Here is a 20,156-nt window from a genome sequence, read left to right on the forward strand (position 1 = left end):
TTGTAGATGCGTAGCCCGGATTACGCTTCGCTCCATCCAGGCTACGATGTCCGAGCTTGCGTCTCCGGCAGCGCAAAGACCTCGCAAGGCGCAGCAATCCCGCGTAGCGAATGCGATCCGAGCGCGATTAGAGGCATGTCCGTCTCGGCGGCGAGCGCGCCCGACACCAGCACGGCTCTGCCGAGCGGCTTGCACAATCCTTCGAGCCGGCTGGCGAGATTGACCGCGGGACCGATCGCCGTGAAATCGAGCCGGTTGGCGGCGCCGATATTGCCCCACAGCATCCCGCCGAGATGCAGCGCCGCGCCGAACGCGAGCGGCGGCAGACCTTGGGCACCGCGCTCCGCGTTGAGATAGGCCATCCCGGCTTCGGCTGCGCTCGCGGCACGCAGAGCCGCATCGCACGCGTGACGCGGTGACGCCTCGACCACCGGAAAGATCGCGAGCACGCCGTCGCCGATGAATTTCAGCACCTCGCCGCCGAATGCGTGAACCGCGCCGGCGATGCGATCGAACCAGGCATCGAGCGCCGCGATGACGTCGGCAGGCGCCGTGGTTTCCGACAGGAGCGTGAAGTTGCGCAGATCGGCATAGAGCAGCGCGGCCTGTATGGTCTCGCCGAGATCGCGCCGCAGCGGTGCCGCCAGTACCCGCTCCGCGCTGCGCTTGCCGAGATAAGCATCCAACGTCGCGCGCAACGTTGCACGCGCGGCAAGCACCGCAAGGGGTGTCGCGGCAAAGCGCGCGGCCTGGCGCAATTGCTCGATCTCGTCTGCGGTGAACGGACGCGGCCCGATCCAGCCGAGCAACGGCCCATCGGGCCGTCCGACCGCGTCTTCGTGCACCTCACCGTCCGCGACGTCGCGCAGCCAGCGCCGGCCGGCATCGTTGGGCGGGTCGGGCGCGAGGCCGCCTGGTGCGAAGCCGAGCGCTTCGATCACCCGGCCGTTCTCCGCGCGCCACAACCAGGTCCGCTTCGCGATCAGCGGATGTGGCACCTCCAGCGTCAGGCTGCCTGCCGCAAGCGGCACGCCGTCAGCGACCAGATGCGCGCCGAGTTCCGCAAGCAGGCGGTCGGCCCCGGCGCTATCGGCGGCGGCATCGACAAGCCAGGCGAGCGTCGGCGAGAGGTGCATGGCCCGATCATGACGAAGGGAGGCCGTCTTTGTCACGGGCAATCCTTGACGGGCCGCTCGAGCGCCGCCATGTCCCACAATCAGCCCAGGGATGATCGCCGATGACCGAACCGTTCATAGTGCGACGCGAGACCCAGATCGCAGCCCCACGCGCCACCGTTTTCGCTTACCTGACCGACCCCGAGAAGATCTTGAGCTGGATGGGTTCCGACGCGACCACGGAGCCGCATCCCGGCGGGCTGTATCTGCTCAAAGGCATCGGTCCCCGCGGCGGCGTCGCCCGCGGCGCGTTCCGCGAAGTCGTGCCGGTGCATCGGCTCGCCTACACGTTTGGATGGGAGGGCGGCCAGGAAGTGCCGCCCGGCTCGAGCCTGATCGAGATCGACCTGATCGAACGCGACGGCGGCACATTGCTGCGCATGACCCATAGCGGGCTGCCGACCGAGGAACAGGCGGCCGCACACGCGACGGGATGGGCGCATTATCTGGGACGGCTCACGACCGCAGCCGCAGGCAGCGATCCCGGTCCCGACAGGGGCGTTTCCAACAAGGCGTAGCGACGGAAGAAGGTCAGACCGCCGCGGTCGCCACCACCTGCTGCAAAAGTTGCTCGCGCCTGGCCTGCGAGCGCTGGCCCTTCATGGTCGCGGCGAAGCGTTCGAGGATGCCGTCCTCGAACGCGGTGACGATGGTGTCGTGGACATAGCTCTTGCGACAGATCGCCGGCGTGTTGGAGAGCTTATCGGCGGCGCCGCGGATCGCCTCCAGCACCTGCTTCTTGCGACCGCGCTGGCTGATCGCCGGCGTGATCCGCGACAGCGATTCCACGACGACGGCAGAGGCCATCAGCGTGCGGAAATCCTTCAGCGAGATCTTGATGCCGGCGATCTCGCGCAGAAACGCGTTCACCTGCGTGGTGCTCACCGCACGCACGGTGCCGTAGGCATCGCGATACTGGAACATGCGCTTGCCGGGAACGCCCTGCAAAATGCCGATGGCACGCACGAGCTTGGCCGCGTCGCACTCTTTGCGTACCGCCTTGCCGCCCTTCGCCTTGAAGGTCAACACAAAGCTGTCGTCTTCGAGCGAGACGTTGGACTTCAGCAGCGTGGTGGCCCCGCGGGTGCCGTTGAGACGGGCATAGGATTCATTGCCGGGGCGGATCGCGGTGCGCGCAATCAATTCGATCACGGCCGAGAGTGCGAACTCGCGGGTCGGCTCGTCGCCCGACAGGAACGCCGAGACCTTGCGCCGGATCTTGGGCAGCGCACCGACGAGCTTCTCCAGCCGATGCGCCTTGCGGTGCTCGCGGACCTTCTCCCAATCGGCGTGATAGCGATATTGCAGCCGGCCCGCGGCATCGCGTCCCACCGCCTGAAGATGCGTGCTCGGATCGGCCGAGTAGCGCACCTCGCGATAGGCCGGCGGCACCGCCATCGAATGCAGCCGACGGATGGTGCGGGCGTCACGGATATGAGCGCCGTTTGGTCGGACGAAGGAGTAGCCCTTGCCGCGCCGGATGCGGCGGATGGTCAGCTCGTTCTGGTCGCCGAGCCGCAGGCCCAACTCCTTGGCCAAGGCCTCAACCGTGGCCGCAGGCGCCGTGTCGAACGCTTTTTTCGGGCTGAGACGGCTGGAACCTGCCGGTTTCGGCCATTGTCCGAGGGCTTTGGCCAGCGCAATGGCTGCAGGATCGGCTGAAGCGGGCCGTATCGTCCCGAGATTCTGCTGATCCATCATAGTCTTAAGCCTTAGCCCTGTCTGTTATCGGTCAATGCCGCTGTTCTGATTTTTGTTCCAAGGAGACTCTTGGACGGTCTCTTGGGACCCGGGTTGGCCATTTAGGGTGTTCCGAACCGTATTGCGAGTCCCGAATCAGTGAGGCACGGTTCCTAAATACCTCCGCCGGGTGCATGGGGCCCTGCGCGGGCCCGTTCCGAGGATCTGGGTGAAGCCTCGAAAGCCCCCGTCGCCCTGTTTCAGAATTGCGACAGTCGCACGAAGCGGCTTGATCCTCCGCATGGCCGGCTGCTCGCCGAAGGTCCAGCTTGTGCACCTTGTCGGGTCCGGTTAGCCCGACGCATAATCGGTTCAACGATCAAGTCGGCTCGCCAGTGGCCTGTACTCGGCTTGCGTATGTGGAGGGAAACATGTCCGAGAAGATCTACGACGTCCCCGCGGAGTGGGCGAAGCGCGCCTGGGTCGACCAGGCCAAGTACAAGGACATGTACGCGCGCTCGATCTCGGACCCGAACGGTTTCTGGGCCGAACAGGCCAAGCGCATCGACTGGATGCACGCGCCGACGAAAATCGAGAACGTCTCCTTCGCCCCCGGCAACATCTCGATCAAATGGTTCGAGGACGGCGTCCTCAACGTCGCGCATAACTGCATCGACCGTCACCTGCACAAGCGAGCCAACCAGACCGCGATCATCTGGGAAGGCGACGATCCCTCACAATCCCGGCACATCACCTACAAGGAGCTGCACGACGAGGTCTGCCGGATGGCCAACATCCTGCGCACCCGCAACGTCAAGAAGGGCGACCGCGTCACCATCTACCTGCCGATGATTCCGGAAGCGGCCTACGCGATGCTGGCCTGCGCGCGGATCGGCGCCATCCACTCCGTGGTGTTCGCGGGCTTCTCGCCGGACTCACTTGCCCAGCGCATCAACGACTGCCAGTCCAAGGTGATCATCACCGCGGATGAAGGCCTGCGCGGCGGCAAGAAGGTGCCGCTGAAGGCCAATGTCGACGCGGCGGTCGCCAAGGCGGACGGCGTCGACTGGGTCGTCGTGGTCAAGCGCACCGGCGGCAAGATCGACATGAACCCGACGCGCGACCTCTGGTATCACGAGGCGGCCGCGATGGTGACGACGGAATGCCCGGTCGAGCACATGCACGCCGAGGACCCGCTGTTCATCCTCTACACCTCAGGTTCGACCGGCCAGCCCAAGGGCGTGCTGCACACCTCCGCCGGCTATCTCGTGTTCGCCGCGATGACGCATCAATACGTCTTCGACTATCACGACGGCGACATCTACTGGTGCACCGCCGACGTCGGCTGGGTCACCGGCCACAGCTACATTCTCTACGGACCGCTCGCCAACGGCGCGACCACGCTGATGTTCGAAGGCGTGCCGAATTACCCGGATAATTCGCGATTCTGGAACGTCATCGACAAGCACAAGGTCAATATCTTCTACACCGCGCCGACCGCGATCCGCGCGCTGATGCAGAGCGGCGACGAGCCCGTGAAGAAGACCTCGCGCGCCAGCCTGCGCCTGCTCGGCTCGGTCGGCGAGCCGATCAATCCGGAAGCCTGGGAGTGGTATCACCGCGTCGTCGGCGACGACCGCTGCCCGATCGTCGACACCTGGTGGCAGACCGAGACCGGCGGCATTTTGATCACGCCGCTGCCGGGCGCCACGAAGCTCAAGCCGGGCTCGGCGACGCAGCCGTTCTTCGGCGTGGCGCCCGAGATCGTCGACGCCGACGGCAAGGTGCTGGACGGCGAGACATCAGGCAATCTGTGCCTGACGCGGTCATGGCCGGGCCAGATGCGCACGGTCTATGGCGACCACGCACGCTTCGAGCAGACCTATTTCTCGACCTACAAGGGCAAGTATTTCACGGGCGACGGCTGCCGACGCGATGCCGACGGTTACTACTGGATCACCGGCCGCGTCGACGACGTCATCAACGTCTCCGGCCATCGCATGGGTACCGCCGAAGTCGAAAGCGCGCTGGTGGCGCATGAGAAAGTGTCGGAGGCCGCCGTTGTCGGCTTCCCGCACGACATCAAGGGCCAAGGCATCTACGCCTATGTGACCCTGATGGCCGGCATCGAGCCAACCGAGGATCTGCGCAAGGAGCTCGTCACCTGGGTGCGCAAGGAGATCGGCCCGATCGCTTCGCCCGACCAGATCCAGTTCGCACCGGGTCTGCCAAAGACCCGCTCCGGCAAGATCATGCGCCGCATCCTGCGCAAGATTGCCGAGGACGAGCCGGGCAGCCTGGGCGACACCTCGACCCTGGCCGATCCCGGCGTGGTCGACGACCTCGTCAAGAACCGGCAGAACAAGAAGTCGGCGTAAGGGCAGTCTCGTGCCCCGGACGCAGCGCAACGCTCTTTAGCGGTGCGCTGCTGAGCCGGGGCCCATGCAACAGCAGACTCTGTGGCTTTCTGGGTACCCGGCTCTGCGTCGCACCGCTTCGCGTTGCGCCGCGTCCGGGACACGAGACCCGTCCCCGCGTTAGCGCTCCCCCAAAATAACGGCCGTTCACATCCTCACGCACTCGTCAGGCCACGCCCCGGCGCCTGCGCATCTTTCCCGCTGAGTGTTGTTTTCAGGTCATTTACTTTGTTTCGAACATTTCCTTTGTTCCCCCTGCTGATTGGCCCTTGGCGGCCGTGCGTGGAAACCATCCGGTTAACGGGCGCGGTTAAGAATGTCCCCTAACAAGGACTTGTAACAAGGACTTGGCGGCCGACGATTGCCGGTTTTGCGTCAATTTGGACGAATTGGTTCGGGGCAAGGGGAAAATCGATGTCGATGAGGATTGCAGTGGCGCTGGCCGTCACCATCGGGGCGGGGGTGATGATGTCGACGGCGGCGCAGGCGCGGCCGGAAATGGTGGGGACGCATCTGGCCGACTATTCGCCGGGCACCATCGTGGTCAAAACCAACGAGCGTCGGCTCTATCTCGTCCTCGATAACGGCCACGCCGTGCGCTACCCGGTCGGCGTCGGCAAGTCCGGCAAGCAATGGGCCGGCACAACCCGCATCGACGGCAAGTACCGCAATCCGGCCTGGTCGCCGCCTGCCGAGGTGAAGCGCGACAAGCCGAGCATCCCGGACGTCATCCCGGGCGGCTCGCCGCGCAATCCGATGGGCGTCGCGGCGATGACGCTGTCGGGCGGTGAATACGCCATCCACGGTACCAACGTGCCGGGCTCGATCGGCGGCTTCGTCTCCTATGGCTGCATCCGCATGCTCAACGACGACATCACCGATCTCTACAGCCGCGTCTCGGTCGGCACGACAGTGGTCGTGACGCGCTGATCGCCGGCATCAGGGCGAGACGGCAGGAGCCGCGTCTTTCGACGCGGCTTTTTTGTTACCAGAAGCGCCAGCCGCGCGCGCACCAGCCGTCGCGATGGCCGCCATTGTAGCTCCGCGCGTAACCGCCGGCGAGCAACGCCGCCGAAACGTTGCCGGTTAGTCTGGTCGCGACGTCGGCGAGAACGCGACCATATTTGTCGGAGCCGAGATTGGTGATCGTCACGCCACCCTGGCCGAGCAGATCGCGCAATGCGCGGGCCGCGGCTTCGGCCTTGTCCAGTTCCTCCTGGCAGGATGCTTTCATCTCGGGTGCGTCGATGCCGCGCAGGCGAACGCGCACGACGAGATCGCGGCCGTCGCGCTGACGAACGCGTGCGAGAAAGGTGTCGCCGTCAATGGTGCGGACGACGTCGACCGGCTCGCGACGATCGGGATGGCCGGCCTGCCGGAGCACGATCTCGGCATCCCCGGTGCGACCGTCGTCTACGTGCGGAACAAGCCAGTTCATTCCGTGGCGGAAGGTGAGCACGATCGCCGCGACGACACCGACCACGAACATCCACGGCAATAATCCGGAGAAGCGACGGCCGAACGGCGAGCCGCCGAACCGCGGCCGATAGGCATTGGGGCGATCCTGCAAACCCATCAACTCACACTGGAGCCTTTTCGAGCGAAGCGGATACCGGTCGCGTGAAGAAACGCGCCAAGACAAGAATCTAGAGCTTCGGGCCTGATCGAATCAAAACAGATGATTCTTTAGGACTGAGTCGGGGAAACCGGCAAGGCACGATCGGATGCGCGGCCTAATGATCCATTGCGTGATCGCGGTGACGGAGGCCCGGGTCGTTGGCTCCGTATAATCGCACCTATGCGCGCCACGCTGTTCCAAGTGCTTTCCATTCGATACTCCCTGTAGTTGTACGGGGCTTGATCTTCAGCTCCTGTTTAGTATTAAGGCCGAGTACTCGGTATGCGTGTGGGGGAGCGGTAAGCATGGCATCGTTCAAGTTTCGCATCGGTACAAAGCTCGGATTGACCGCGAGCGCGGGAGTCCTTCTCGTCGGTGGCATGCTCGCCAACCAGCTCGTTCGCAACGAGCAGATGGCGGATCTCAGTCGACTGGTCGTGATCAACACCGCCAACAAGGCCAATGCCCAGGGTGCCGAGCTCGCGGTGACCCGCGCACGCCTCGCCATGTCGGAAATCGGATCTGCGTCCTCTGCCGACAGCCTCGCCAGACATCTCGACGTGCTGCGCGGCTCCATCGCGAACGCCACGACCGAAATAGACGCCGCCCTGGAGCGGTCCAAGCGCGCCGAAGCCAAAGAGCTTTGCCGCGAGGTGAAGATCCAGCTCGCGGCCTCGCTGAAGGCGGGCAATGATCTCAGCGAGGTGCGCGGCACCGCCATCGCCGGATTTGCCGCGGCCAACCAGATCGAGGACTCCTGGAGCAAGGCCCTCGAAAAGCTGCTGGCTTCGCCCGCCCTCGCGGCATCGCAGAACCGGCTCAACATCGAAGTCGGGTTGCGCGAAGCCGACGCGTCATTCAAGGCGGTCAGCGCCGCGGATTGGCATTTCACGGCAACCGGCGAGGTCGAGCAGAAGGACCGTATCGCCGGACGCGCCGACGCCATGATCGCCGTGCTCAAACGGGTGCACCAGTCGGCCGGCGACAAGGATATCGCAGACGGGATCGATGCGCTCGCCGCGTTCGCCGGACGCTACAAGGCGGCAACCGCTGCCGCCGTGAAGGCGGAGGAAACCAAGACGCGCATTCTCGTCGAGCGAGTGATTCCGGCCGCCAAGGAAATTAGCGTGCGCGTCGACAAGCTGGTCGCGGCCAACAACGAATACAGCGCTCTGCGGCAGAGCCAGCTCATGGCCGCGCTGGAGCAGGCGACCCAAGTCAGCCTGGCCGTCGGTGTCCTCGTAATCCTGGTCCTGGCCGGCTCGGCGCTGTTTTCGGTGCTGAGCATTGCCCGGCCGATCCGTCGCATCGGCGACGTGCTGCTGCAACTCGCCGGCGGCAACAAGGCCGTCGAGATTCCCTACACCGGCCGCGGGGACGAGGTCGGTGACAACGCTCGCGCGGCCCGGACGTTCAAAGACAATCTGATCCGTATCGAGCAGATGGAGGCCGAGCAGAAGGATCAGGAGACCGCGGCGGCCGCCCGGCGCAAGAACGAAATGATCAAGCTCGCCGACGCATTCGAAGCCGCGGTCGGCGGCATCGTGAACTCGGTTTCAGCCGCCTCGCAACAACTCGAATCCGCCGCAGGCACGCTGACGGGTACCGCGGAAGAGACCGAACAGCTCTCCGGAATGGTGGCCGCGGCGTCCGAGGAAGCGTCTGCCAATGTCGGAGCCGTGGCATCCGCCGCCGAGGAGATGAGCGCATCGGTGGTCGAGATCGGCCGCCAGGTTCACGACTCCAGCCGCATCGCCGGCGAGGCGGTGCAGCAGGCCGAGCGCACCGACGTCCGGATCAACGAATTGCTCAAGGCGGCGGGCCGGATCGGCGACGTCGTCAAGCTGATCACGGCCATCGCGGAGCAGACCAATCTGCTGGCGCTGAACGCCACCATTGAAGCGGCGCGCGCCGGCGAATCCGGGCGCGGGTTTGCCGTCGTGGCGAGCGAGGTCAAGGCGCTCGCGGCGCAGACCGCGCGGGCAACCGACGAGATCAGCACACAGATTGCCGGCATGCAGACGGCGACGGAAGACTCCGTCGGCGCCATCAAGGAGATCGGCACGACCATCTCCCGGATTTCGGACATCTCGACGACCATCGCGGCAACCATCGAGGAACAGGGCGCCGCGACGGCCGAGATTGCACGCAACGTCAGCGAAGCGGCCAAGGGAACGGTCGAGGTCGCTGACAAGATCGCTCAGGTCAGTCATGGCGCCAGCGCCACCGGCTCGGCGTCGACGCAGGTCCTGGCATCCGCGCGCTCACTCTCGACCGAGAGTGGCCGCCTCAAGAACGAGGTCGCAAAATTCCTCGACACGGTGCGGGCCGCCTGACGGCCCACCCGTCCTGCGGCCGACCGGGGGCCGGCCGCAAACCAACGTTCTGACGCTTCGCATAACGAACGGCTCTGGGAGGCCCCCACGCCGAGCCCCCGCTCGCGCCTGGGTCAAACACGATAGGCAGGGGAGTTGAGCGATGATCATCAGCATTGTCGGCGGCGGCGCAACCGGCGTCACGATCTTGCGTCATCTGGCGGAACTCGCCGCATCAGGGCGGGACAACGGCGCGATCAGCGGAATTCAGATCTTCGACAAGTCCGGCTTCGATGGCGGAATGGCCTATCGCACGCAGAGCGACCGCCATCTGCTCAACATGAAAGCCTCGACGATGTCGATCCGTCCGGGCGACGCGGATGAATTCATACGCTGGCTTCGGGCCCGCGGCCTCTCCTGCCACGGCGACAAGCATCTGCCCCGGATGGTCTATCGGGACTATCTCGATTCCGTGCGGCTGGCCGCGATCGCACAATGCCGCAGCGCCGGCGTGCCTGTTCATGTCGAACATGCCGAGGTCGTCCGCGTGCGGTTCTCGCCGGATCGCGATATCCTGCTGACGACCGACCGCAACATCACGCATATCTCGTCCGCGCTGATCCTCTGCACCGGTCACAACGCACCCGACGATCACTACGGTCTGGCCGCAAACCCGAACTACATTCGCGATCCCTATGCTCACTTCGCCTTCGCGGATCGCGACGCCGTCGAGGTCGGCATCCTCGGAAGCGGACTCAGCGCGGTCGACACCGCGGCGACGTTGGCCAAGACCCACCACGCTGTCAGGATGACCTGCTTCTCCAGAAGCGGCCTGTTTCCCACAGTGCAGCCGATAACGATTCCCGCAATCGCGAACGACTTCCGCGACGCCCTGCACCGCTATGTGACCGGCCGTGAGCGAATCGAAGCGGACGCCTTTGCCGCCCGCCTTTCCGAACTGTTGCTGGAGACCACCGGGATTCGCTGCGATCTGTCTTGCCGGAACATCGATAGCGATGCGCTGGCCGATCTCGAGCACAACATCGAGCGAGCCGAGACCGGCGAGCCCAATGTCTACTCCTACCTCGTCAGCGTCATCGACGTGATGTGCGACGCCTGGAGCCGGATGAACGATGCCGAGAAGATGCGCTTCATGGAAGTCTACAATTCCGGCTGGCTTCGTAACCGCTCGGCAATGCCGCTGGAGAACGCAGTCCGTATTCGCGACCTGATGCGGTCGGGCAGGCTCTCGGCCCGCGCCCGGCTGCGCAACGTGACCGGCCTCGGCGGCCGGCTTCGCGCCATCCTGGGCGGAGGCGATCATCGCGACGTCGACTACGTGATCGACGCGACAGGGCCGTCCTACCGGCTGGACACCAGCCCGCTCTATCAGGACATGCAGCGACAGGGGCTCATCGCGTTCGACGCGGTCGGCGGGATTCGCTGCGGCTACCATGACAGCCGTGTCCACGACCGTCACGGCAATCCCTATCCGAACGTCTACGCGGTCGGCGGTCCCACCAAGGGTGCGCATTTCTACGCCGCCGCCGTCGACATCAACTTGCGCCGCGCACAGACCGTGGTCGATTCGATCCTCAACCCGAAAGGTTCGCAGATGAGCACCATCACGACGTCAGTCGAAGAAACCGACCGCCTGGCCGATCTCGTGCGCCGCGACCATGCCTCGCTCGACACGATGGTCCTTGCGCCGGACGGCAAGTACCAGAACAGGCCGGCCGCGCTTGACGAACTGATGTGGGAGGTGAGGGATTGCCTCGGCGAAGCATTCCGGCACTGGAGCCCTGCGGACTTCCCGACGCTCTACTGTGCGTGGGGGCGCTGCCGTGTGGGCTCGACCGCGCTCACCAATCTGTTCGGCGTCACCGGAATGCCGTCCTACTTCCAGCCGGTGAAAGTCGTGCTGCGCCATCGGCTCCTTGGCAATGCGGGCGAGCCCTGGGCCGTGCCGATGGCGGCGGAGCAGCCGCATGTCTTCAGCAAGGAGATGGCGGGGCCCTATGTGCTGGCCGAGAGCCTGTTCCTGCCGCTCCAGCCGCTGATCGAGGCCGGCTGGCCGGCCGAGAAGCTCCACATGATCATGCTCGACCGCGATCCCGCGAGCTCACTCGCATCCTGGCTCGAGAAATGGTCGGACCGCGTTCCCGAGGATCGGCTGATCCAGAACTACGTCATCTCCTCGCTGAACGCGCTTCGCGTTGAGAGCTATGCGCGGCGGCACGGCGTCCCGGTGACGCACTACGTCTATGAAGCCAGCAAGGACGCGACCGGATCGGTCCGGAAGTTGTTCGACCGGCTTGGCCTTGGCGGACGCTTCACCGAAGGCGCCGTCACCGACTGGAAGGAGCGCGGACAGATCGAATCCAAAGGCTCGGGCGTCACCTTCCTCAGCGAGCCCAAGGTCTATACCGTGGTCGGCCTTCACGGGTCGGACACCGCCTATCGTTACCGCAGCCGCAAGACGGCGTCGCTGACGGATGCCCAGCGCGAGTTGCTGGAACGCTATCGTATCCATGACCTGTACGGCGATTCGATCGCGGCCTGCATCCGCGACCTCTCGCTGGACACCGACACCGCCACGCGCCTGTTCGGCGATCGCCTGGGCACAGCCGCATGACCGGCCAGCTCGATCTTGCCATGGAGGCGCCGGTGCGCGGCGCCTCCGATGAAGCGGCTGCGCGCCACACTGCCACCAGCCACCTTCAGCGGCTGGAAGCGGAGAGCATCCATATCCTGCGGGAGACGGTGGCCGAGTTCCGCAAGCCTGTGATGCTGTATTCCATCGGCAAGGACTCCTCCGTGCTGCTGCATCTGGCGATGAAGGCATTTCATCCCGGCAAGCCACCGTTTCCGCTGCTGCACGTCGATACGACCTGGAAGTTCCGCGAGATGATCGAATTTCGCGACCGCCGTGCACGCGAGCTCGGCCTCGATCTGATCGTCCATACCAACAATGACGGATTGAGCCAGGGCATCGATCCCTTCACCCACGGCTCGGCCCGTTACACCGACGTCATGAAGACGCAGGCCTTGCGGCAGGCGCTCGACCTCCACGGCTTCGACGCCGCGATCGGAGGCGCACGGCGCGACGAGGAGAAGTCGCGTGCCAAGGAGCGCGTGTTCTCGCACCGGAGCGCGGCGCATCGCTGGGATCCGAAGAATCAGCGGCCGGAGCTGTGGAGCCTGTACAACACGATGCTCGCGCCCGGCGAGAGCATGCGGGTGTTTCCGCTGTCGAACTGGACCGAGCTCGACGTCTGGGACTACATCCTGCTCGAGGACATCCCGATCGTTCCGCTCTATCTGGCAGCTCCGCGCCCGGTGGTCGAGCGCGACGGCGCGCTGATCATGGTGGACGATCAACGGATGCCGCTGCTTGCAGGTGAAGAGCCGCACCTGCGCTCCGTCAGGTTTCGTACTCTGGGCTGCTATCCCCTCAGCGGCGCGACGATCTCGACGGCGGCAACTCTACCCGAGATCGTGCGGGAGATGATGGCGTCACGCACCTCCGAACGGCAGGGACGCATGATCGACCGGGACAGTCCCGCATCGATGGAGCGCAAGAAAGCGGAAGGCTACTTCTGATGTCCTATCACGAGGCCCCCACGATCGCCGCTGCCGATGCGCCGCGGCTCGACCAGGACGATCGGCCGACGCTGCGCTTCGTCACCTGCGGCAGCGTCGACGACGGCAAGAGCACGCTGGTCGGCCGCCTGCTCTACGATTCGAAGACTCTGCTCGACGACCAGCTCGACGCGCTCGCCTCGGAAAGCAAAACGGCCGGCACCACCGGCGGCGATCTCGATTTCGCGCTTCTCGTCGACGGCTTGCAGGCCGAGCGTGAGCAGGGCATCACGATCGACGTCGCCTACCGGTTCTTCGCCACAAAGCTGCGCCGCTTCATCGTCGCCGACACGCCCGGGCATGCGCAGTATACGCGCAACATGGCGACCGGCGCCTCCAACGCCGATCTCGCCGTGGTGCTGGTCGATGCCCGCAAGGGCGTGATCACGCAGACCCGGCGCCACAGCCACATCCTGTCGCTGCTCGGCATCCGCCACGTCGTGCTCGCCGTGAACAAGATGGATCTGATTGGATTCGACGGCGACCGCTTCGCGGCGATCACAGCCGAATATCTGACCATGGCCGGCCAGCTCGGGATCTCACAGGTGCAGTGCATTCCGGTCGTGGCTCCTGACGGCGACAATATCGTCGCTGCGAGCACGCGGATGCCCTGGTACACGGGGCCGACCGTGACGGCCTACCTGGAATCCGTGGACGTGGCCGGCGATGTCTCGCAGCGGCCGTTCCGGCTGCCCGTGCAATGGGTCAACCGGCCGCATGCGGATTTTCGCGGCTTCTGCGGACGGATCGCGAGTGGAACGATCGCGACCGGAGAGACCCTCACCGTGCAGCCGTCGGGCCTTCGCACCCGCGTGGCGCGCATTCTCACCCCCGGCGGCGAGCGCGATCGGGTTACGGCGGGCGAATCGCTGACGCTGACGCTCATCGACGAGATCGACATCAGCCGTGGCGACGTGCTGACGGCCGGACCCGAACCGCTCGTCTCGGATCGGCTGGCGGCCCATCTCGTCTGGTTCGACGACGAGGCTATGGTCGCGGGCCGGCGCTATTTGCTCAAATGCGGTACGGCCTCGACCGGCGCGGTGATCACGACACTCAAGCACCGCATCGCCATCGACACCATGGCGCAGGAAAGCGCCACCACGCTCGACGTCAACCAGATCGGCTACGTCCATCTCAATCTCGACCGCCCGCTGGTGTTCGAGGCCTATCGCGACAACCGCGACATGGGCAGCTTCATTCTCATCGATCCGATCAGCCATCGCACGGCCGCAGCGGGAATGATCGACCTCTCGCTGCGAAGCGCGACCAACATTCACTGGCAACGCCTGACGGTCGACAAATCCGTGCGGGCGCGGCTCAAGCAGCAACGACCCTGCGTGCTCTGGTTCACCGGCCTGAGCGGTTCCGGCAAATCGACGATCGCCGATCTCGTCGACCGCAGGCTTGCCGAACTCGGACGCCACGCCGCGCTGCTCGACGGCGACAATCTCCGCCACGGCATCAACCGCGACCTCGGCTTTTCCAACGTGGAGAGGATGGAGAACGTCCGGCGCGTCGCGGAGATCGCAGCGCTGTTCGTCGATGCCGGCATGATCGCGCTGGTCGCGCTGATCTCACCCTTCCGCAGCGAGCGCGAGCTGGCGCGCCAACGGGTCGAGGCGGGCGAGTTCATCGAGATCCATGTCGCGACCCCGCTCGCCGAATGCGAGCGCCGCGATCCGAAGGGGCTCTATCGCAAGGCACGGGCAGGGGAGCTGAAGGGTTTCACCGGCATCGATGATCCCTACGAGGCACCGCAGGCGCCGGAGATCACCGTCGACACGTCGGAACTTTCGACCGAGGCAGCCTGCGAGCGCATCATCCGCTATCTCCGGGAGCATGATTATCTGTAGCGGCCGAGACCGGTCTGCCCGGCATCATCCGGCCGATCCGGCACAGAGCTCAGAAGTCGGAAGCGATGCCCTTGCGTTCCCAATCGCCATAGCGGGTCGGCTCGGGTCCCTTGGGCCCCTGCAACTCCTTTGGCGCCGCCTGGCCGCCGTTCCCGGCATCGCCCTTGGCATCGTCCCTGGCCTGGACCGCCGCAGCCTGCCGGCGCGCTTCGGCTTCGGCCAGCGCGCGCTGGGCGGCCGGCGTGAGCTGCTTGCGGTCGGGAACGGGAGGCTGGTCACTCATCGTCGGCTTTCTAGCGCAGGACAGCCGGCGGCGCGACGCCCAATAACGCATTCCTGAAATTGCTCCAAAAGGGCTGAAAAACCCGGAAGCGATTCTTACATTTGGCATATTCGCGTGCCAGAGATCGCCTTCTCAAGGCATGCGCCCATTGCGGCGAACTGCCGCTCGCTCAGAACCTTAATTTCCGCATGCCATCTCAACGTTTCGCTCCTCCATCCGAAGTGCCCGGTCTTGCGGCGCGGCGGATTGCCGCCGACATCGTCGACGGCGTGCTGCAAAAGCACCGCACGCTGGACGAGCAACTCGACGGCAGCGGCGCCCATCCCGGACTGAAGACGCTCCCCGATCGCGACCGCGCGCTGATGCGGCGCCTGGTCGCCACCGTGCTGCGCCGGCTCGGCACGCTCGGCCATGTGCTGTCCCGCCTGCTCGACAAGGGCATTCCCTCCGATGCGCCGCGCGCGCAGAGCGCGCTGTTGATCGGCGCCGCCCAGATCCTCTGGATGGACGTGCCCGATCACGCGGCCGTCGATCTCTCCGTTCGCCTCGTGCAATCCGACCGGCGCGCCGCGCGCTATGCCGGCCTCGTCAACGCCGTGCTGCGCCGCTGCGCCCGCGAGGGCAAGGCGCTGGTGGAAGAGGTTGCCGCGCAGTCGCTGGACCTGCCGCCTTGGATGCTCGCGCGCTGGAGCGCGCATTACGGCGAGACAGTCGCAAGGGACATGGCGCTCGCACTCAGCCACGACCCCTCGCTGGATCTGACCGTGAAGTCGGACGCCGCGCAATGGGCGAGCCGGCTACACGGCGAGGTGCTGCCGACCGGATCGGTGCGTACGGTGCTGCACGGCGCGGTGACCACGCTTCCCGGCTTCGCCGAAGGACAATGGTGGGTGCAGGACGCCGCCGCCGCGCTGCCGGCCCGGCTGTTCGGCGACATCGAGGGCAAATCCATCGCCGATCTCTGCGCCGCTCCCGGCGGCAAGACCGCGCAACTGGCGCTGGCCGGCGCGCATGTCACGGCCATCGACCGCTCGCCCGCCCGGGTGGCGCGCCTGCGCGAGAATCTGACGCGGTTGTCGCTCCAGGCCGAGACCATCGTCGCCGATGCCGTGGAATGGGCGGGTCCGGCCGATGGCTTCGACGGCATCCTGATCGATGCGCCCTGCACCTCGACCGGGACGATCCGCCGCCACCCCGATGTATCCTGGCTCCGGCAGGAATCCGACATTGCGGCAATGACCGTGCTCCAGCGGCGGCTGCTGCAAAAATCAGTCTCGCTGCTCAAGCCCGGCGGGACGCTGGTCTACTGTACCTGCTCGCTGGAACCCGAAGAGGGCGAGCATGCGGTAGCCGCACTGTTGGCCGCAGAGCCCGGGCTTCGCCGGGTTCCGATCGATGCGTCCGAGGTGTCGGGACTCAGCGAGATCGTCACCCCCGAGGGCGATTTGCGTACCCTGCCCAGCCATCTGCCGAATGCCGATCCCAAGCTCGGCGGGCTCGACGGATTTTTCGCGGCCCGGCTCGTTAAATCCTGATTTTGCACTGGATTTTGCGACCACGGCACTGATTCGCACCGTTCAAGGTGGTGTCGGCCGTCCGATTTTGGGATTAATAAGGATTCGTCGGAATCTTCTCCCCCATCAAGGCAAGGCGTGTCGGTCGCTCAACGCAGACGTATCTCGACGCTGGTGATGAACCGCTTCGCGCGGAACATGCTCGCGCGCGCGAGCGGCGGTTCCGTCGCCCTGTCGCGGGTCTGGCCCGGCCGCGCCGACCGGCTGATCATCGCGCCGCATGATCTGCGCACCGCGGATGCGACCCGCGCCGCCGAGATCTATGCCGGCCGCTTCGTCTTCGCCGGCAAGATCGTCAATTGCCACGGCCGCTCGATCTTCGATCTCGAGCCGCCGTCGGAGGATTGGGAGGTTGCGCTGCTCGGCTTCGGGTGGCTGCGCCATTTGCGCGCCGCCGACACCGCGCTGACGCGCGCGAATGCGCGCTCGCTGATCGAGGATTGGATCGCCAACCCTGCCAGCAAGCGCCGTCCCGTAGCGCGACGCGCCGACGTGCTGGCGCGACGCGTGATCTCCCTGCTGTCGCAGGCGCCGCTGGTGCTCAACGACACCGACAACAAATTCTACCGTCGCTATCTGCGGGCGCTGGCGCGCGAAATCCGCTTGCTGCGCTACACCATGGTCAACATTCCCGACGGAGTGCCGAAGCTCCAGGTGCTGATCGCGCTATGCTATGCGGCGCTGTGCCTCGCCAACCAGGCAAGTCACATCCGCAGCACCACGAAGAAGCTCTCGGATGAATTGCAGCGACAGATCCTGCCCGACGGCGGGCATGTCTCGCGCAACCCGGGCGCGCTGATCGAGCTCTTGATCGACCTGTTGCCGCTGCGGCAGACCTTTGCCGCGCGCAACATCGCGCCGCCGCCCGCGCTGCTCAACGCGATCGACCGCATGATGCCGATGCTGCGCTTCTTCCGCCACGGCGACGGCAATTTCGCGCTGTTCAACGGCATGAGCGCGACGCCCTCGGACCTGCTCGCGACGCTGCTTGCCTATGACGACACTCACGGCGCGCCGATGGCGAACATGCCGCATACCGGTTTCCAGCGCCTCGATGCCGGCCAAACCACTGTGATCATCGACACCGGCCCGCCGCCGGCGGCCGGCGTCAGCCACGACGCCCATGCCGGCTGCCTGTCGTTCGAACTGTCCTCCGGCATCAGCCGCATCGTCACCAATTGCGGCATGCCGACCACGGGCCGCGACAATTGGCGGCCGTTCGCACGCGGCACGGCGGCGCATTCGACGCTGACCTATCACGACACCTCGTCATGCCAGTTCGTGGAGATGTCGGCGATGAAGCGGCTCTTGCACGGCGCTCCGGTCACCAGCGGCCCCGTCGAGGTCGAGAGCTATCGCGAAATCGTGCAGAACGGCACGCTGCTCACGACGTCGCATGACGGTTACCTGACAAAATTCGGCGCGATCCACCGCCGCGTGCTGATGATCGCCAATGACGGCGCGCGCATCGACGGCGAGGACACGCTGTCGCCGCCGCAAGGCGGACGCTTCAAGGGCGCGGATGCCGATTTCGCGCTGCGATTCCATCTGCACCCGGCGGTGAAGGCGAGCCGGCTGTCCGATGCCCGCGGCGTCATGCTGGTGCTGCCGAACCGCGACGTCTGGACCTTTGAGGCGCTCGACGACAAGGTGGAGCTCGAGGACAGCGTGTTCCTGGCCGGCAATGACGGCCCGCGCCGCACGGCGCAGATCGTGATCCGCCAGGATGCGCGGCAGGCGCCCTCGATCCGCTGGAGTTTTGTCCGCTCCACCGCCTCGCCGGCAGTCACGAACGCCCGCAGAAATGCCCGGCGGGAGCCGGAACTTCCGCTGTAAACACGCGCGATTCAGCGCCATCTGGTCGTTGTGAAAGCGACCGAAAGCTGCTATCGAGCCCTCGCTCGCGCGACTGGCGACCTTGGATGGAGCACCATCGGGAAGCGCGGGACATAGCTGCCGCGCGCCTGGGCATTACTCCTTCAGACAGAGGATCTTGCTCATGACTGACCATCCCCGCCGCGTCACCCGCGCGCTTCTCTCCGTTTCCGACAAGACCGGCCTGATCGACTTCGCAAAGGCGCTTGCCGCGCACGACGTCGAGCTGGTCTCGACCGGCGGCACCGCAAAGGCGATCGCCGCGGCCGGCCTCAAGGTGAAGGACGTCTCCGAGCTGACCGGCTTCCCCGAAATGATGGATGGCCGCGTCAAGACGCTGCATCCGAAGGTGCATGGCGGCCTGCTCGCGATCCGCGACAACAAGGACCATGCGGCAGCGATGAAGGCGCACGGCATCGCGCCGATCGATCTCCTCGTCGTCAATCTCTATCCGTTCGAGGCGACCGTCGACAAAGGCGCGGGCTTCGAGGATTGCATCGAGAACATCGACATCGGCGGCCCCGCGATGATCCGCGCCGCCGCGAAGAACCATGACGACGTCGCCGTCGTCGTCGAAGCTGAGGACTACAAGGCCGTGCTCGACGAGCTCGCCGCCAACAGCGGTGCAACCACGCTGAAGTTACGCCGGCGCCTTGCCGCCAAGGCTTACGCGCGCACTGCCGCCTATGACGCCGCGATCTCGAACTGGTTCAACCGCCAGCTCGAGATCGACGCGCCCGATTTCCGCGCCTTCGGCGGCCGGCTGATCCAGTCGCTGCGCTATGGCGAGAATCCGCACCAGACCGCGGCGTTCTATGCGACGCCCGACAAGCGGCCCGGCGTCTCGACCGCGCGGCAGCTCCAGGGCAAGGAGCTCTCCTACAACAACATCAACGACACCGACGCGGCCTATGAATGCATCGGCGAATTCGACGCCAAGCGCACCGCGGCCTGCGTCATCGTCAAGCATGCCAATCCCTGCGGCGTCGCGGAGGGCTCCGACCTCGTCAGCGCCTACCGCAAGGCGCTGGCCTGCGATTCGACCTCGGCCTTCGGCGGCATCATCGCGATGAACCGCGCACTCGATGCCGACACCGCGCGCGAGATCACGAAAATCTTCACCGAGGTGATCATCGCGCCCGACGCAAGCGAGGAAGCGATCGCCATCATCGGCGCGCGCAAGAACCTTCGACTTCTGCTCGCCGGCAGCCTGCCCGATCCGCGCGCGCCCGGTCTCACCGCCAAGACGGTGGCAGGCGGTCTCCTCGTGCAGAGCCGCGACAACGCCGTGGTCGACGACATGACCTTCAAGGTCGTGACCAAGCGTGCGCCATCGGACGCCGAGATGCGCGACCTCAAATTCGCCTTCCGGGTGGCGAAGCACGTCAAGTCCAACACCATCATTTACGCCAAGGATCTCGCCACCGTCGGCATCGGTGCCGGCCAGATGAGCCGCGTGGATTCAGCACGGATCGCGGCGCGCAAGGCCCAGGATGCGGCGGGCGAGCTGAAGCTCGCCGAACCGCTCACCAAGGGCTCAGTGGTGGCGTCGGATGCGTTCTTCCCGTTCGCCGACGGCATGCTCGCCTGCATCGAGGCCGGCGCCACCGCCGTGGTGCAGCCCGGCGGCTCCATGCGCGACGACGAGGTGATCAAGGCCGCCGACGAGCACGGCATCGCCATGGTGTTCACGGGCACGCGGCACTTCAGGCACTAACTCT

General features: G+C 65.6%; 14 protein-coding genes and 1 riboswitch. Of the genes, 10 read left to right on the forward strand and 4 right to left on the reverse strand.

Going from position 1 to position 20,156, the window contains the following annotated elements; genetic code table 11:
- Positions 1-41: 41 nt before the first annotated feature.
- Positions 42-1,136: an adenylate/guanylate cyclase domain-containing protein gene (locus tag JQ591_RS05115; protein ID WP_211394955.1), complete on the reverse strand. Its 1,095-nt coding sequence runs from the start codon at positions 1,134-1,136 to the stop codon at positions 42-44.
- 101 nt (positions 1,137-1,237) lie between these two features.
- On the opposite strand from JQ591_RS05115, the gene JQ591_RS05120 reads away from it, so the two are divergent.
- Positions 1,238-1,693, forward strand: coding sequence for an SRPBCC family protein (locus tag JQ591_RS05120; protein WP_211394956.1), 456 nt, complete (start codon positions 1,238-1,240; stop codon positions 1,691-1,693).
- A gap of 13 nt (positions 1,694-1,706) precedes the next feature.
- Here the strand turns inward: JQ591_RS05120 and JQ591_RS05125 are convergent, their stop codons facing one another.
- The gene (locus tag JQ591_RS05125; RefSeq protein ID WP_211394957.1) at positions 1,707-2,876 is read right to left on the reverse strand and encodes a DNA topoisomerase IB; all 1,170 of its coding nucleotides are present in this window, start codon (positions 2,874-2,876) and stop codon (positions 1,707-1,709) included.
- 410 nt (positions 2,877-3,286) lie between these two features.
- Here JQ591_RS05125 and acs point away from each other — a divergent pair, with 410 nt between their 5' ends.
- Complete coding sequence (acs, locus tag JQ591_RS05130; protein WP_211394958.1) at positions 3,287-5,233, forward strand: acetate--CoA ligase; 1,947 nt, start codon at positions 3,287-3,289, stop codon at positions 5,231-5,233.
- 453 nt (positions 5,234-5,686) lie between these two features.
- Positions 5,687-6,202, forward strand: a complete 516-nt coding sequence (locus JQ591_RS05135; protein WP_211394959.1) for a L,D-transpeptidase — start codon at positions 5,687-5,689, stop codon at positions 6,200-6,202.
- 55 nt (positions 6,203-6,257) lie between these two features.
- Here JQ591_RS05135 and JQ591_RS05140 read toward each other — a convergent pair whose 3' ends face one another.
- The gene (locus tag JQ591_RS05140) at positions 6,258-6,848 is read right to left on the reverse strand and encodes a thermonuclease family protein (RefSeq protein WP_211394960.1); all 591 of its coding nucleotides are present in this window, start codon (positions 6,846-6,848) and stop codon (positions 6,258-6,260) included.
- 347 nt (positions 6,849-7,195) lie between these two features.
- On the opposite strand from JQ591_RS05140, the gene JQ591_RS05145 reads away from it, so the two are divergent.
- The 4 genes from JQ591_RS05145 to cysN all read left to right on the forward strand — a co-directional run bounded on the left by JQ591_RS05145 (position 7,196) and on the right by cysN (position 14,703).
- The gene (locus JQ591_RS05145; RefSeq protein ID WP_211395585.1) at positions 7,196-9,226 is read left to right on the forward strand and encodes a methyl-accepting chemotaxis protein; all 2,031 of its coding nucleotides are present in this window, start codon (positions 7,196-7,198) and stop codon (positions 9,224-9,226) included.
- 142 nt (positions 9,227-9,368) lie between these two features.
- Positions 9,369-11,840, forward strand: coding sequence for an FAD/NAD(P)-binding protein (locus tag JQ591_RS35645; RefSeq protein WP_211394961.1), 2,472 nt, complete (start codon positions 9,369-9,371; stop codon positions 11,838-11,840).
- A gap of 20 nt (positions 11,841-11,860) precedes the next feature.
- Positions 11,861-12,808, forward strand: a complete 948-nt coding sequence (cysD, locus tag JQ591_RS05155; protein WP_211395586.1) for a sulfate adenylyltransferase subunit CysD — start codon at positions 11,861-11,863, stop codon at positions 12,806-12,808.
- On the forward strand, positions 12,808-14,703 hold the full coding sequence (gene cysN, locus JQ591_RS05160; protein ID WP_211394962.1) for a sulfate adenylyltransferase subunit CysN: 1,896 nt from the start codon (positions 12,808-12,810) through the stop codon (positions 14,701-14,703). Before cysD ends, cysN begins: the two co-directional genes overlap by 1 nt.
- Positions 14,704-14,752: 49 nt before the next feature.
- Here cysN and JQ591_RS05165 read toward each other — a convergent pair whose 3' ends face one another.
- The gene (locus JQ591_RS05165; RefSeq protein WP_211394963.1) at positions 14,753-14,986 is read right to left on the reverse strand and encodes a DUF1674 domain-containing protein; all 234 of its coding nucleotides are present in this window, start codon (positions 14,984-14,986) and stop codon (positions 14,753-14,755) included.
- Positions 14,987-15,174: 188 nt separating this feature from the next.
- Here JQ591_RS05165 and JQ591_RS05170 point away from each other — a divergent pair, with 188 nt between their 5' ends.
- The 3 genes from JQ591_RS05170 to purH all read left to right on the forward strand — a co-directional run bounded on the left by JQ591_RS05170 (position 15,175) and on the right by purH (position 20,152).
- Positions 15,175-16,521 (forward strand): RsmB/NOP family class I SAM-dependent RNA methyltransferase, encoded by a 1,347-nt coding sequence (locus JQ591_RS05170; RefSeq protein ID WP_211394964.1) that lies wholly within the window; start codon positions 15,175-15,177, stop codon positions 16,519-16,521.
- A 156-nt stretch (positions 16,522-16,677) separates the two neighbouring features.
- Positions 16,678-18,396 carry a heparinase II/III family protein gene (locus JQ591_RS05175; protein WP_211395587.1) on the forward strand — a complete coding sequence of 573 codons (1,719 nt, stop codon included), beginning with the start codon at positions 16,678-16,680 and terminating at the stop codon, positions 18,394-18,396.
- 59 nt (positions 18,397-18,455) lie between these two features.
- Positions 18,456-18,537, forward strand: a riboswitch (ZMP/ZTP riboswitch).
- A gap of 22 nt (positions 18,538-18,559) precedes the next feature.
- Positions 18,560-20,152 (forward strand): bifunctional phosphoribosylaminoimidazolecarboxamide formyltransferase/IMP cyclohydrolase, encoded by a 1,593-nt coding sequence (gene purH / locus JQ591_RS05180; protein WP_211394965.1) that lies wholly within the window; start codon positions 18,560-18,562, stop codon positions 20,150-20,152.
- Positions 20,153-20,156 lie beyond the last annotated feature (4 nt).

This window comes from Bradyrhizobium canariense (assembly GCF_018130465.1).
Classification (GTDB): domain Bacteria; phylum Pseudomonadota; class Alphaproteobacteria; order Rhizobiales; family Xanthobacteraceae; genus Bradyrhizobium; species Bradyrhizobium canariense_C.

Coding starts and splice junctions, on each gene's coding strand:
- JQ591_RS05135 (WP_211394959.1), top strand. CDS start 5,687: ATGTCGATGAGGATTGCAGTGGCGCTGGCCGTCACCATCGGGGCGGGG.
- JQ591_RS05170 (WP_211394964.1), top strand. CDS start 15,175: ATGCCATCTCAACGTTTCGCTCCTCCATCCGAAGTGCCCGGTCTTGCG.
- JQ591_RS05125 (WP_211394957.1), bottom strand. CDS start 2,876: ATGATGGATCAGCAGAATCTCGGGACGATACGGCCCGCTTCAGCCGAT.
- JQ591_RS05140 (WP_211394960.1), bottom strand. CDS start 6,848: ATGGGTTTGCAGGATCGCCCCAATGCCTATCGGCCGCGGTTCGGCGGC.
- JQ591_RS05115 (WP_211394955.1), bottom strand. CDS start 1,136: ATGCACCTCTCGCCGACGCTCGCCTGGCTTGTCGATGCCGCCGCCGAT.
- cysD (WP_211395586.1), top strand. CDS start 11,861: ATGGAGGCGCCGGTGCGCGGCGCCTCCGATGAAGCGGCTGCGCGCCAC.
- JQ591_RS05165 (WP_211394963.1), bottom strand. CDS start 14,986: ATGAGTGACCAGCCTCCCGTTCCCGACCGCAAGCAGCTCACGCCGGCC.
- cysN (WP_211394962.1), top strand. CDS start 12,808: ATGTCCTATCACGAGGCCCCCACGATCGCCGCTGCCGATGCGCCGCGG.
- JQ591_RS05120 (WP_211394956.1), top strand. CDS start 1,238: ATGACCGAACCGTTCATAGTGCGACGCGAGACCCAGATCGCAGCCCCA.
- JQ591_RS05175 (WP_211395587.1), top strand. CDS start 16,678: ATGAACCGCTTCGCGCGGAACATGCTCGCGCGCGCGAGCGGCGGTTCC.
- JQ591_RS35645 (WP_211394961.1), top strand. CDS start 9,369: ATGATCATCAGCATTGTCGGCGGCGGCGCAACCGGCGTCACGATCTTG.
- JQ591_RS05145 (WP_211395585.1), top strand. CDS start 7,196: ATGGCATCGTTCAAGTTTCGCATCGGTACAAAGCTCGGATTGACCGCG.
- acs (WP_211394958.1), top strand. CDS start 3,287: ATGTCCGAGAAGATCTACGACGTCCCCGCGGAGTGGGCGAAGCGCGCC.
- purH (WP_211394965.1), top strand. CDS start 18,560: ATGACTGACCATCCCCGCCGCGTCACCCGCGCGCTTCTCTCCGTTTCC.